Here is a 13,266-nt window from a genome sequence, read left to right as displayed (position 1 = left end):
ACGCAGAGGCTTTTTCTCATGGAACCGCCAGCTAGTCCTCGTTGCGCTTCACGCCGAGAATCTTGTATTCCGGCTCGGGACCGTACAGCTTGGATCGGACCATGAACCACTGGAACAGATGAGTGACGAATACCTTGAGCACCGCATAGCCGGGCACCGCGAGAATGATCCCGAGGAAACCGAACAGCTTGCCCGAGGTGAGGATGACGAAGATGATCGTAATCGGGTGGATGCTCAGCGTCTTGCCCATCACCTGCGGCGAGATGAACTTGCCTTCGATCAGCTGCACGCAGGTCCATACGACAACCATCTTCAGCAGCATGATCGGAGAGGTGAAGGCGGCTACGACGAGCGCCGGAGTAATGGCGATGGCAGGCCCGATGTAGGGAACGACGGCCGTGCAAGCCGCTACGATGGCGAGCACAAGCGCGTAATCCAGGCCGATGATCAAATACCCGATGAACAGCAGCGCTCCGATGCATAGGCTCACGATGATCTGGCCGCGGATATAGGAGCTGATCTGATGATTGGACTCCGTCAATACCCGGCGGGTCTCCCCTCTTATCGTCGTAGGCAGCATTGCCGTGATGAAGATCGGCAGCTTCTTGCCGTCCTTGAGCATGTAGAACAGGATGAACGGCAGCGTGACGATCGCCAGGACGAATTCCGTCACCGTGCCGAGAAAGCCGCCGATGTTGTTCAACGTGCTCTGAAGGATGCTGCCGGCTCTGCTCGACAGCTCCTGCGCGATCTTTTGCGGATCGTAATTGAGGCTCGTCTGGAGCTGGGTCACGAGGTCGCTTCCCAGGTAATAAGTCGTCTTGTCTTGGACATACTTCGTATAGATGGGAATATTGTCCGCGAGACCCGTCAATTGCTCCCGGATGATCGGAACGACGATCGTAATAAGCAGCGTCAGCAGGCCGATGATGATGACGTACAGCGCCGCGATGACCCATCCGCGCTTCATGCCCTGCTTCTCCATCCAATCCACGAGCGGATTGAGGAGGTAATAAGCGACGCCAGCCAAAAGCATCGGCAGCAGCACCGTCTTCGCCAGCACGAGCAGCGGAACAAAGATGAACGTAATATGCGCGAACACAAGAATGTTGATCCCGACCAGCAGCAGGACCAGCAGGAACAGCACGAATTTGTTGTTGATGAAGAACTTCTTGAACCGGTCCAGTCTGGCTTCCGACTGGCGGTCTTCCTGCGTCAGGTCCACTCAAAGTCCCTCCCGAGAGTCAGCCAATTATTGCCTTCCTCCAAATGATAATCTTCCCCGCCGCCAACTGCAAATACTAAGGCGGCTCAACCAAGGTTCATACGCAGCAAAAGCCGTTTGGATTCCGCTTTCTTCCCTTTACGTTCTTTTCTTTTCAGTCTATAATGAGGATATAGCGGTTTTGAAATGAAGTTTCATGGAATGAAACATTAACTCGGTCGCGATCAAGCGCCGTTTTTTTGCCACGTCTCATTCCGGAAACCCAGCTGCGGCCACATCTGTTCCCGCAGCCGTACTTTTCGTTTCCTAATTGCAAATTGCCTGAGGGGAGCAAAGCTAGATGCCATTGCAAAATCAATACTCGGTCCGTTCTACGCTTGAAGTCGGCGGTAAGTCCTACACTTACTACAGCCTTCAAGGTCTGGAAGAGAAGGGACACGGAGCCATCTCCAAGCTTCCAGTCTCCATTAAAGTCCTGCTCGAAGGCGCCGTGCGCCAGTTCGACGGACGCGGCATCACGGCCGACCACGTAAAACAGCTCATGAGCTGGGCTGAGAAGCGCGAAGACAAGGAAATTCCGTTCATTCCGTCCCGTATCGTGCTGCAGGATCTCACCGGCGTGCCGGTTGTCGTCGACCTTGCTGCGATGCGCGAGACCGTCAAGAAAGCCGGCGGCGATCCGAAGAAGATCAACCCGCTCGTGCCGGTCGACCTCGTCATCGACCACTCCGTCATGGTTGACGCCTTCGGCTCGCCTGACGCTCTGGAAATCAACCAGAAAATCGAATTCGAGCGCAACGCCGAGCGCTACAAGTTCTTCCGCTGGGCGCAAACCGCGTTCGACAACTTCCGCGCGGTACCGCCGGATACCGGCATCGTCCACCAGGTCAACCTGGAGTATCTCGCTTCCGTAGCCACTACGAAGGTGATTGACGGCGAAACGGTCGTCTTCCCGGACTCCCTCGTCGGCACGGACTCCCATACGACGATGATCAACGGCCTCGGCATCGTAGGCTGGGGCGTCGGCGGCATCGAGGCGGAAGCCGGCATGCTCGGCCAGCCGCTCTACTTCGTCGCTCCTGAGGTCATCGGCTTCAAGCTGACCGGCATGCTGGCAGAGGGCGCTACGGCGACCGACCTTGCCCTGACGGTTACCGAGATTCTCCGCAAGCGCGGCGTTGTCGGCAAGTTCGTCGAGTTCTTCGGCGACGGCCTCTCCAACATCAGCCTGCCTGACCGCGCGACGGTGGCCAACATGGCTCCGGAATACGGCGCCACGGTCGGCTTCTTCCCGGTCGATGCCATCACGCTGAACTTCCTGCGCCAGACTGGCCGCACGGAAGAGCAGATCGAGCTGGTCGAGGCTTACTACAAGGCTCAAGGCATGTTCCGCACGGACGACACGCCGGATCCGACGTTCACCGACGTCATCGAGCTCGACCTCTCCACGATCGTTCCTTCCCTGGCCGGTCCGAAGCGTCCTCAGGACCGCATCGAGCTGACCGCCATGAAGGAAGCTTGGAGCAACACGGTCCGCACACCGGTCGACAAAGGCGGCTACGGCCTGTCCGACGCCAAGATCGAAGAAGTTGTCGAAGTGAAGCACAAAAACGGCAAAGTGAGCCGAATGGGCACTGGCGCCGTCGTTCTGGCCGCAATCACGAGCTGCACGAACACGTCCAACCCTAGCGTCATGCTGGGCGCCGGCCTTGTAGCCAAGAAAGCCGTGGAAAAAGGCCTCGTGAAGCCGGAATACGTGAAGAGCTCCCTGACTCCGGGATCCCTTGTCGTAACCGACTACCTCACCAAGTCCGGCCTGCTGCCTTACCTCGAGAAGCTCGGCTTCTACGTGGCAGGCTACGGCTGCGCGACATGCATCGGCAACTCCGGCCCGCTGCCTGACGAGATCAGCCAAGCGATTGCCGACAACGACATGACGGTCGCGGCCGTACTGTCCGGCAACCGGAACTTCGAAGGCCGCATCCATGCCCAGATCAAAGCCAACTACCTGGCGTCTCCGCCGCTCGTAGTCGCTTACGCTCTGGCCGGCACGGTCGACATCGACTTCGCGAACGATCCGATCGGCCACGACCAGCAGGGCGAGCCTGTCTACCTGCGCGACATCTGGCCGTCCTCCGAGGAGATCGCGAACGCGGCAAGCTCCGCGATCACGCCTCAGATGTTCCGCGACAAGTATGACAATGTGTACACGCACAACGAGCGTTGGAACCAGATTCCGGTTCCGCAGGGCGAGCTGTACGAGTGGGATGAGAACTCCACGTACATTGCCAACCCGCCGTTCTTCGACAGTCTGGCGGACGGCATCCGCGATGTCGAGGACATCAAGCATGCCAAGACGCTTCTGCTGCTGGGCGATTCCGTCACGACGGACCATATCTCCCCTGCAGGCAGCATCCGCGCCGACTACCCTGGCGGCAAGTACCTCATCGAGCACGGCGTCGAGAAGAAGGACTTCAACTCCTACGGCTCCCGCCGCGGCCATCACGAGGTCATGGTTCGCGGTACGTTCGCCAACATCCGCATCCGCAACCAGGTCGCTCCAGGCACCGAGGGCAGCTACACCACTTACCTGCCTACGGATGAAGTGACGTCCGTCTACGAAGGCTCGATGAAATATCAAGCCGACAAGACGAACCTCATCGTCATCGGCGGCAAAGAGTACGGCACCGGCAGCTCCCGCGACTGGGCAGCCAAAGGCACGTTCCTGCTCGGCGTCAAAGCCGTCATCACCGAGAGCTTCGAGCGGATCCACCGGGCGAACCTGGTCGGCATGGGCGTTCTGCCGCTCTGCTTCCAGGACGGCCAAGGCTGGAAAACGCTCGGCATCACGGGACGCGAGACCTTCGACATCGAGGGCCTGAACAACGACGTGAAGCCTGGCGACAAAGTGACCGTCGTCGCTACGCGCGAAGACGGCAGCACCTTCCAATTCCAGGTTACCGTCCGTCTGGACTCCCTGGTCGAGGTCGACTACTACCGCAACGGCGGCATCCTGCAGACCGTTCTGCGCCAGATGCTGAGCGAGCAAAAATAAGCTTTCCAAAACAGAGACGGGGCTTTCCCAAAAGCCCCTGAATCTAAAAAACGGCTGATATTCATGTTGATACAGCAAAAAGGGGCAAAACCGGAAGTTGATCGGTTTCGTCCCTTTTTGTGTTTTTAAGGCTGCTTTTTAGACAGATTAAGGGCAAGTCAGAGCCATCCGACCTCAAGCCAGCTTCATTCCGATCCTTTTCCCTTTATGAAAGGCAAAGAGGCCTTCCTTTCGGACAGCCTCTTTAACCTGCATTTCATTTTCCCGTTTTGATGGCCGCATCATGCGCCTTGGCGAAGTCGGCCGGAGTAATCTCGCCCCCGAACAACGCCTGGATCTGGTTCAGGTGAACCTCGGCGGCGCCGCCTGCCATCTGTACGTCGGCGAACAGCGTAATGCTCGTCGCCTTGTTCACTTCCTTGAGCAGGTCGACGTACAGCTGCGGCAGCTCGATCTTGGACGTGTCCACCTTGGTGGCCGGGATGACGCCGGCGCCGTTGACCGACTCCTCTCCCCAACGCTTCACGAAGTACTTCACGAATTTCTTCGCTTCTTCCCGGACCGGGGAGTTCTCGGCGACGAACAGGCCGACGCCAGGACCGCCTACCCAGCCGTCGATGTTGCCCTTGCCGCCGGCTATCGTCGGAAATTTGAAAAAGCCCATGCTGTCGCGGAAGTCCTGCGGAATATTGGCGCTCGTCGTATAGTTGGGGAGCTCCCAGGTGCCCATCAGATACATGGCCGCCTCGCTGTTCATATATTCCGCTTTCACTTCGTCGTTCGACAGGCCGTTGAAGCCTTTGTTGAAGGCATTCATGGCGACCAGATCCTGCACGCGCCTGGCCGCCTCGACCAGACCGGGCTCTGTGAAGGAGGCGCCGCCCTTGATGGCGCTCGCCAGCTTCTCCGTTCCGGCGATGCGGTCCGCCAGGTACATGTACCAGAGAGAGCCCGTCCAGCGGTCCTTGTTGCCCAGCGCGATCGGCACGACGCCATGGTCCGCGAGCGTCTTCACAATCCGCAAGAACTCGTCGTAGGTGGCGGGAGGCTGCAGGCCGTATTTCTCAAAGATGCGCTTGTTGTAATAAACGGGAGCGATATTGAACTCCAGCGGCAGCGCGTAGGTTTTGCCGCCTACCATATAGGCTTCCGTCGTGCCCGGTATGAACGAGTCCTGCAGCTCGCCGTGCAGCAGATCGTCGAGCGGCGTGAACAGCTCGCCACGGACGAAATCCTGCAAATAGCCGGCCGCCCAGGTGAGGCCGACATCCGGCAGCTCGTTGACGGCGGAAAGCACCCTGATCTTGGCCTTGTACCGCTCATTGTCCAGCACTTCCTGCTTGATCGCGACGCCGGGATTTTCCGCCTCATACTCGGCGATGATCTTGTTCACGATCTGGTGCTGGCCCGATGCGCCCGCCTCCGGCCACAGATGCATCATATTGATCGTCACCTGCTCGGCGACTTCCCCGCCAGTCTCTTCGGAATCGCCGCCCGAGCCTTTTACGCATCCTGACATCATGAGAGCCAGGGCGGCAGCGAGAACCGCGACCGCCCGGATTTTTTTGTTAACGTTCATAGCCTCCACCAACCCGCTTGCAGGATGAGCTCCGGACGGAATGAGCGCCTTACTCCTTCACTCCGCCAAGCGCCACGCCCGCGATAATATATCTCGACAGCAGGAAGTATATCACAAACAGCGGCAGCACGGTCAGGGACAGTCCCATGTAGATGGAACCGAACTCCGTCTTGTAGATATCCCCCTTGAGCAGGCTGACCATGACCGGCAAGGTGTACTTGCTCTTGTCCGTGAGGAGAATGAGCGGCATGAACAGGTTGTTCCAGCTCGCCACGAAAGCGAAGATCGCCTGAGTTGCGATCGCCGGAACCATGATCGGCAGGACGATGCGGTTGAAGGTGTAGAACTCGCCCGCGCCGTCGATCCGCGATGCCTCCACCATCTCGATGGACAGCGTCGCGAGCAGATACTGCCGCATGAAGAACACGATCGCCGGCGCTGCGATGGACGGCAGGATGAGCGGCAGGAAGTTGTTCGTCCAGTGCAGCTGGTACATCATCTTGTAGAATCCGATTGCGCTCGCCTGGGCCGGAATCATCAAGACGAGCATGATGAAGGTGAAGAACGCCTGGCGCATCCTCCAGTTGTAGGCGACCAGAGCGTAAGCGGTCAGGGACGAGAAGTAGACCGCGCAGATCGTGGAGAAGCCCGAGATGATCAGCGAGTTGAAGAAGCCTTTGAGCGGATCGAAGCTCTTGCTGAGCAGTACGTCCAGATTAGTCTTCATGTGGACCGAAGGCAGCAGGGACAGGCCGCTTTGTATTTCCGCCGTGGAGCGGGTGGCATTGACGAACATGATCCAGAAGGGCAGGATGCTCAGCAGCGACAGGATGATGCAGACGACATAGACGATTGTTTTGTTGATGCGAAGGGAGACTCCCGCGCTTTTTTGAAGGTTGGCCACGTCTTACATCCCCCTTGCCGCCGCTTTAGCAGCTTTATTCCGATTTTTAGCCGCTTTTTTGGCTTTAGCCGCATCGCGGTCGCGCATGAAGTAGAACAGCAGGGCAGACAGCACGGCCGCAATGACGAACATGATCATGCTGGCGGCTGCGGCACGGTTGTACATGTAGCTGCCCTTGAACGCCTGCCCGTAGATGAACACGGAGGTCGTAAGCGTCGCGTCGTCCGGTCCGCCGTACAGGAACAGCTGCGGAATATCGAACAGCTGCAGGCCGCCGATCATCGACGTGATCAGCGTGTAGAGCATGATCGTCCGCAGGCTCGGCAGCGTCACGCGGAAGAAGATCTGCCATCCATTGGCGCCGTCGATGGAAGCCGCCTCGAACAGCGCGGGGTTGATGCCCATGACGCCTGCGATGAGGATGATCATCGTGTTGCCGTACCACATCCAGAACTGGATGAACGCGACGATTCCCTGCGCTGTCGTCTTGTCCTGCAGGTAATTGACGGGAGAGTCGATCCAGCCGAGCGACTCCAGCAGACTGTTGATCGGTCCCATCGGATAGGAGAACAGCGAGTTGAACAGGACGGCGATCGTGCTCGCCGTAATGATGTTCGGCATGTAGAGCAGCACTTTGAATAGGCCCTGCCCCCGCACCTTCGTGCGCTGGCTCGTGAACCAGGCGGTGAGCAGCAGCGCGAACAACATCTGGGGAATGAAGTTGAGGATCCAGATGAGGGCTGTGTTGGAAAGCGACTTGCGGAAGGAGACGTTGTCGAAGATAAGGTACCTGAAGTTCTCGAACGGCTGGTCCAGGAAATGGACCGGCTTCGGGATGACTCCCTTCATATCCGTAAACCCGATGACCGCGGTATACAGAACGGGATAGAACGAGAATACCAGGAACGCAAGCAGGAATGGCAGGCTGAACAGATAGCCGAATTTTGAATAGCTGACGCCCTTGCGGCGCATGGCACTCACCCCATATCGATCAAATTCAGATAAGGGGCGGGATGACCCGCCCCTTTGGCGCTATTACTCGCTTTCGATTCCGAGCTGATCCTGGACCTTCTGCTTGAAGTCCTTGATCGTCTGATCCCGGCTCTTCTTGCCTTCGGAGTATTCGCGCACCTGATCACGCCAGATGAGGTTGATCGATTCGTCGTATTGGGTGAGATTTTTGCCTGTCGCGTTGGCGTTGGCCGGAACGAAGATGTCGAACATGTTCTGTCCGCCCAGCAGATCGACCTTGCCGTCCGATTTGGACATGACGACGGAGGAGGCTACGCTGTCCTTCGTGCCCTGCTCGCCTTCCTTCATCGTGCCGTTTGCCCAGTAGTACTGGAGGCCCGTCTCAGAGGAATCAAGCGTGACCCACTTGATGAAGTCCGCGACAGCCGCTTTTTTGGCGTCGTCCTTGGCCGCTTCCTTGTTCGCGAGCAGCCAGGTGCCGCCCCAGAAGAAGCCTGTCGTCGGTTCCGTTACGGCCCAGTCGCCGCTAGTGGCCTTCACTTGGCCGTTCATGACGTAGTTGATGAGCCAAGCGGGGCCGAAGAAGCCGAAGATCGGCTGCTTGCCGGTGCCGGACATATCCGCGTACCAGCCCTCGGTCCAGTCCTTCGTGTCGTTGGAATAACCGTTGTCCTTCAGCTTCTTGGAGTAGTCGAGGAACTGCTCCCGCTTCGGATCGATATGCAGCTTGCCGTCTACGAGCCAGCCTTTGTCGGAGCTGTTTTCAATCGGATGCCAGATGTCGCCGTCTCCAGAGACGATGCCGTAGCCTTTCGCCTTCAGCTTCGCGGCCGCATCGAAGAATTTATCCCAGCCGGGACCGATCTCGGTCTTGATCGCAGCGGGATCGTCCGTGCCGAATACGTCCTTGGCGAGGGAGCGGCGATAGATGAACGCCCCGCCGGTCGCTTGATAAGCGAGAGCCTTGAGCTGGCCTTCCTTGCTGCCGATGTCTACGGAATATTGGGCGATGCCGGCATCCTTCACCAGCTGGTCGTCCAGGCCCAGATCGGCGTAGTTGGCCGCGTAGTCGGAAGCGTCGCCCTGCGTATACTTGAGGACGAAGGCGGACTCGGCCGCATAGATGTCCGGAGCGTCCTTGCCGCCACCGGCGAGCGCCTGGTCGAGGGCCGGCTGGTAAGCTCCGTCCGTCGTCGCTATGACCGTCGTTTTGAAGTCGACGTTCGCATCAGGATGGGTTTCGAGGTATTTTTTCGTCATGTTCGGAATTTCATCCGTGAAGCTCCACAGATTGATCGTGACCTTCTCCGCAGGCTTGCTCGTCGCGGATCCCGTATTGGAGTTTGTACCCGAGTTGCTTGCCCCTGCATTGTCGGCGGGCGAATTCGAGTTGCCGCCGCATGCAGCGAGAACAGATGACAACAGGACGATTGCCGTCGTGGCCGATAAAACGCGCTTCATGTGTGTTTCCTCCCCTTTTTGTGACGAACTGTTCTTGTAACCGCATACATAATTATAAAATTTGCCATGTAAGCGCAACAGTAACAGCGATTGGGAGAAATTCCACTTTTATCGGATCGATGAATCGGCGTTCAGCACCTGGCTCCGGTACTGCCTCGGACTTGTGCCCTCGTTGTCCTTGAATACCTTGATGAAATATTTGGCTGTACCGTAGCCGACCTTCTCGGCGATCTCAGAGATCGGCATCCGGGTCGAGACCAGCAGCTCCTTGGCCCGCTGCAGCCTTAGGCGCGTGAGATAATCGCTGAAGGTGACGCCGGTCTGCTCCTTGAACAGCACGCTGAAATAGCTCGCATTGAGATGCGTCAGCTCCGCGACCTGCTTCATGCTGATCGGCTCCTCCAAGTGGGCGTCGATATAGCTGATGGCATCCTTGATCGGCGTGCCGTAACGCGCTTCGCCGCGCCCGACCTCCAGCAGCTTGGCGTCGACGAGCTTCTCCATCGCATCGATGCGGTCCCGGCCGTCGTCGAGCTCGAACGCTCTCTGCACGGTTTCCGCCAGAATATCCTTGTCCAGCGGCTTGAGAATGTAGTCGAAGGCCCCGAGCTGCAGCGCCTTCCGCGCATAGTCGAACTCGGCGTAGCCGGAAATGACGATGATGACGGGCAGAGGCCCGCGCCCCGCCAGCGTCTCCAGCATCTGCAGCCCGTCCACCTCCGGCATCCGCACATCCGTGATGATGATATGGGCTGTATTCGCTTTCAACCATTCCAGCGCCTCGACCCCGCTCGCCGCCGTCTCGATCCGGTGCCGGCCCGCCGACCAGGCGGTGAGCGTCTTCTGGATACCCAGCCGCGTGCGAGGCTCATCGTCCACAATCAACAACGTTTTCATACCCGTTCGTCTCCTCCCGAAGGAATCGTGATCTCAAAGCTTACAGTCGTGCCTGAGCCGGCCTTGCTCTCGATATGCAGCCCTCCTACGCGATCCGGGGGGCCGGGATAATGAAGCTTGAGGCGCCTTTGAACGTTGGACATGGCCACTCCAGCCCCTTTCTTGGAATCCTGGGGAGCGACGGCATCCAGGCTCTGCAGAAGCCGGATCACCGTCTCGCTGTCCATTCCGATTCCATCGTCGATGACGGCCACGGTCGCGAAGCCGGGCTCGGCGGAATGAATTCGGACCTTGACGGATCCCGGGACGATGCGGCTCTCCACCCCGTGCAAGATCGCATTCTCCACGAGCGGCTGCAGGATGAGCTTGGGAATCGGCACCTGAAGCAGCTCCTCCTCGACGTCGATGTCCCAGCTCAGCCGGTCGATGAGGCGCATCTTCATGATTTGCAGATAGCGCTGCGTATGCTCCACCTCGTCGCGGACGGTGACCAACTCATCGTCTGCAGCCGCGCTGCCGATGACGTAGCGGAACAATCCCGACATCGCGAGAATCGTCCGCGCCAGCTCGCTTTCCTCTTTTTCCTCCAGCGACCAATAGAATGCTTCCAGCGTGTTGAACAGGAAATGCGGATTGATCTGGGCCTGCAGAGCTTTGAGCTCGGTGCGGCTCTGGGTAAGCTCCTTCTCGTAGACAACCTGGATCAGCTCGTTCATATGGTCGACCATCCGGTTGTACGTGTGGTTCAGCTCGTTGATCTCCATCGTCCGCAGGCGGTTGTCGCTCGCCGGAATCGGCTTGAGTCCACCGAACCTGGCGCTGCGCATCGTTCTCATGAGCTGCTGGATAGGCCGCGTGATCATCGTCGACAGCAGCAGCGTCAGCAGCAGGAAGGCAAAAGCCGCAATTCCGATCGACACATAGATGGCCATGCGCAGCACCGATATCCCCTCCGTCGCCGCCTCGACCGGCAGGAGCAGCACGAGCTTCCAGCCCGTGACCCCGGAATGCTGGCGGACGGCGAGCATCCGCTCCTGACCGACCGTCACGGTGCTTCCCGTCTGGGCGATGACCGCCGACGCCGTCTCGTCATCCATATCCGACAGGATCGGATTGCCCTCGCCGTCGCTCAGCAGCATGGACTCCCTTCCTTTGGAGGGGTCACCTCTGCCTTCCGATTGATCCATCCTGAAGTAATCCCGGTTGACGTGGACGACCACGTAACCGCCGGGTGAGTAGGCATGGTCGAGCAGGTTGATGCGGCGGACGGCGAGCACCGTGTCCGGCGAACGCGGATCGATTCCGATCCAGGCGAGGCGGCCCTTCTTACCGTCCGCTGCGGCCAGCGCATCCCCGGAAATGCGGTTCAGACTCGTATCGTCGAGCGGGAACAGCCGCTTGTTGCCGATGGTGTAGAGCTCGAGCGAGCTGATGCCGGAGGAATAGGCCATGTAATTGTTGGCGATCTGCAGCAGCGACTGGCGCTCGTTGAAATTGGAGCGGATTCCCTGCACATCCTGGGAAAGCAGCTTCTGCACATAGGAATCCGCAGCGACCTGAGTCGTGAGCGAGTCGATCCCCTTCAGCAGCGCATCCAGCCGCCCATTGGCCTGGATGGCGGTCTGCTGGATATGCTTTTCCGCGCTTTGCTTGAGGAGCACGGACACCTCGCCGTAAATAAATGCTCCTGCAAAGGTCAGAACGAGAATCATCGTCAGCGTAAAGCTGATGAAGATTTGATTTCTCAGCGTGTTGGTCTCTCGCAGCTGGCTCAGCAGCCGATTGCCCCACCCTCTCACTGGCAACAGTCCTCGCTTCCGTACATGCTAGAATGCTAGGATCAACGTAATGGATTCGGATAAGCGTGTCAAATGGTTGTTGATCCTCCAAAAACCAATTTTAACGGTATTTTTCACAAGCATCTGAGACTGCCGGGGAAGGGGACGGATCTGTTAAAATAAGGGGAGAAATGGATTCTATTCATCGGGGATGACTAAAATGAAAACGGTTAAATTCAAGGAGCCTATCGTAACCCACATCTTCACCGCCGATCCGTCGGCGCATGTATTCGAGGGCGAGCTGTACATCTATCCGTCTCATGATCTGGACCATGAGCAGGTGTCGAACGACAACGGCGACCAATATGACATGGAGGACTACCATGTCCTGTCGATGGAGGATGAGAGCTCCCCTTGCATCGACCACGGCGAGGCTCTTCATCTGCGGGACATTCCTTGGGCCAAGCAGCAGCTGTGGGCTCCGGACGCTGCCTGCAAGAACGGCATCTACTACCTGTTCTTCCCGGCCCGGGACCATGATCATGTCTTCCGCATCGGCGTCGCGACCGGCACCTCGCCGGCCGGCCCGTTCAAGCCGCAGCCAAGCTATATTCCCGGCAGCTTCAGCATTGATCCGGCCGTGTTCGTCGAAGGCGACGAGGCCTACATGTACTTCGGAGGCTTGTGGGGCGGCCAGCTCGAGAAATGGCAGACCGGCGAATTCCTCGCCGAAGCCGAAGGTCCAGCGCCGGACGCTCCGGCGCTAGGCCCGCGAGTGGCCCGGCTCAGCGCCGACATGCTGTCGTTCCAGGAGCCGCCGAGCGAGATTTCCATCGTCGACGGCGACGGCCGGCCGATCCTCGCCGGCGACGAGGACCGGCGGTATTTCGAAGGTCCATGGATGCACAAATACAACGGAAAGTATTACCTCTCCTATTCGACCGGCACGACGCACAAGCTCGTCTATGCCGTAGGCGACAGCCCTTGCGGGCCGTTCACCTTCCAGGGAACGATTCTGACCCCGGTTGTCGGTTGGACGACGCATCATTCCATCGTGGAATTCGAGGGCAAATGGTACTTGTTCTATCACGACAGCTCCCTGTCCGGCGGCGCCGACAACAAGCGCTGCGTGAAGTTCGCCGAGCTCAAGTACAACGAGGACGGAACGATCCAGACGATCGATCCGTACGAGTGAACGCGGCGGGCCTGTCTGCGCCGCAGCGCTTGCAGCAGGAGCATCAACCGACGAAAGGCACCCCGCCAGGGTGCCTTTCGTGTTTTCAGCTGCCTTTATGTTCTTTTTCAAGGCCAGGCTTTGAGCTTCGTTCCAGCCTGAATGATGGTATCGGGCCAGAGACTCGTCGATGATTCCATCATCCTAAATTCAAGCGCAGG

General features: G+C 58.4%; 9 protein-coding genes. 2 read left to right on the top strand and 7 right to left on the bottom strand.

What is annotated here, in order from left to right; all coding sequences use genetic code 11:
- Positions 1 to 31 precede the first annotated feature (31 nt).
- Positions 32 to 1,225 (bottom strand): AI-2E family transporter, encoded by a 1,194-nt coding sequence (locus ACLBWT_RS08330; RefSeq protein ID WP_447662594.1) that lies wholly within the window; start codon positions 1,223 to 1,225, stop codon positions 32 to 34.
- A 340-nt stretch (positions 1,226 to 1,565) separates the two neighbouring features.
- On the opposite strand from ACLBWT_RS08330, the gene acnA reads away from it, so the two are divergent.
- Entirely contained in the window at positions 1,566 to 4,280 is a 2,715-nt protein-coding gene (gene acnA / locus ACLBWT_RS08325) for an aconitate hydratase AcnA (protein ID WP_447662593.1), read from the top strand.
- Positions 4,281 to 4,536: 256 nt separating this feature from the next.
- Here acnA and ACLBWT_RS08320 read toward each other — a convergent pair whose 3' ends face one another.
- The 6 genes from ACLBWT_RS08320 to ACLBWT_RS08295 all read right to left on the bottom strand — a co-directional run bounded on the left by ACLBWT_RS08320 (position 4,537) and on the right by ACLBWT_RS08295 (position 11,892).
- Positions 4,537 to 5,859 carry an extracellular solute-binding protein gene (locus ACLBWT_RS08320; RefSeq protein ID WP_447662592.1) on the bottom strand — a complete coding sequence of 441 codons (1,323 nt, stop codon included), beginning with the start codon at positions 5,857 to 5,859 and terminating at the stop codon, positions 4,537 to 4,539.
- A 49-nt stretch (positions 5,860 to 5,908) separates the two neighbouring features.
- A complete protein-coding gene (locus ACLBWT_RS08315; protein ID WP_447662591.1) occupies positions 5,909 to 6,763 on the bottom strand; it encodes a carbohydrate ABC transporter permease in 855 nt (284 codons plus the stop codon).
- Positions 6,764 to 6,766: 3 nt separating this feature from the next.
- Positions 6,767 to 7,735, bottom strand: a complete 969-nt coding sequence (locus ACLBWT_RS08310; protein ID WP_447662590.1) for a carbohydrate ABC transporter permease — start codon at positions 7,733 to 7,735, stop codon at positions 6,767 to 6,769.
- A gap of 63 nt (positions 7,736 to 7,798) precedes the next feature.
- Positions 7,799 to 9,196: an ABC transporter substrate-binding protein gene (locus tag ACLBWT_RS08305; RefSeq protein WP_447662589.1), complete on the bottom strand. Its 1,398-nt coding sequence runs from the start codon at positions 9,194 to 9,196 to the stop codon at positions 7,799 to 7,801.
- 108 nt (positions 9,197 to 9,304) lie between these two features.
- Positions 9,305 to 10,093 (bottom strand): response regulator transcription factor, encoded by a 789-nt coding sequence (locus tag ACLBWT_RS08300; RefSeq protein WP_447662588.1) that lies wholly within the window; start codon positions 10,091 to 10,093, stop codon positions 9,305 to 9,307.
- Entirely contained in the window at positions 10,090 to 11,892 is a 1,803-nt protein-coding gene (locus ACLBWT_RS08295; protein ID WP_447662745.1) for a cache domain-containing sensor histidine kinase, read from the bottom strand. The genes ACLBWT_RS08300 and ACLBWT_RS08295 overlap by 4 nt, the downstream gene beginning before the upstream one ends.
- 199 nt (positions 11,893 to 12,091) lie before the next feature.
- Here ACLBWT_RS08295 and ACLBWT_RS08290 point away from each other — a divergent pair, with 199 nt between their 5' ends.
- Positions 12,092 to 13,066, top strand: a complete 975-nt coding sequence (locus tag ACLBWT_RS08290) for a glycoside hydrolase family 43 protein (protein WP_447662587.1) — start codon at positions 12,092 to 12,094, stop codon at positions 13,064 to 13,066.
- Positions 13,067 to 13,266 lie beyond the last annotated feature (200 nt).

Source organism: Paenibacillus sp. D51F (assembly GCF_053345695.1).
This window is presented reverse-complemented; position numbering and strand designations above follow the sequence as displayed.

Coding starts and splice junctions, on each gene's coding strand:
- ACLBWT_RS08305 (WP_447662589.1), bottom strand. CDS start 9,196: ATGAAGCGCGTTTTATCGGCCACGACGGCAATCGTCCTGTTGTCATCT.
- ACLBWT_RS08300 (WP_447662588.1), bottom strand. CDS start 10,093: ATGAAAACGTTGTTGATTGTGGACGATGAGCCTCGCACGCGGCTGGGT.
- ACLBWT_RS08320 (WP_447662592.1), bottom strand. CDS start 5,859: ATGAACGTTAACAAAAAAATCCGGGCGGTCGCGGTTCTCGCTGCCGCC.
- ACLBWT_RS08310 (WP_447662590.1), bottom strand. CDS start 7,735: ATGCGCCGCAAGGGCGTCAGCTATTCAAAATTCGGCTATCTGTTCAGC.
- ACLBWT_RS08290 (WP_447662587.1), top strand. CDS start 12,092: ATGAAAACGGTTAAATTCAAGGAGCCTATCGTAACCCACATCTTCACC.
- acnA (WP_447662593.1), top strand. CDS start 1,566: ATGCCATTGCAAAATCAATACTCGGTCCGTTCTACGCTTGAAGTCGGC.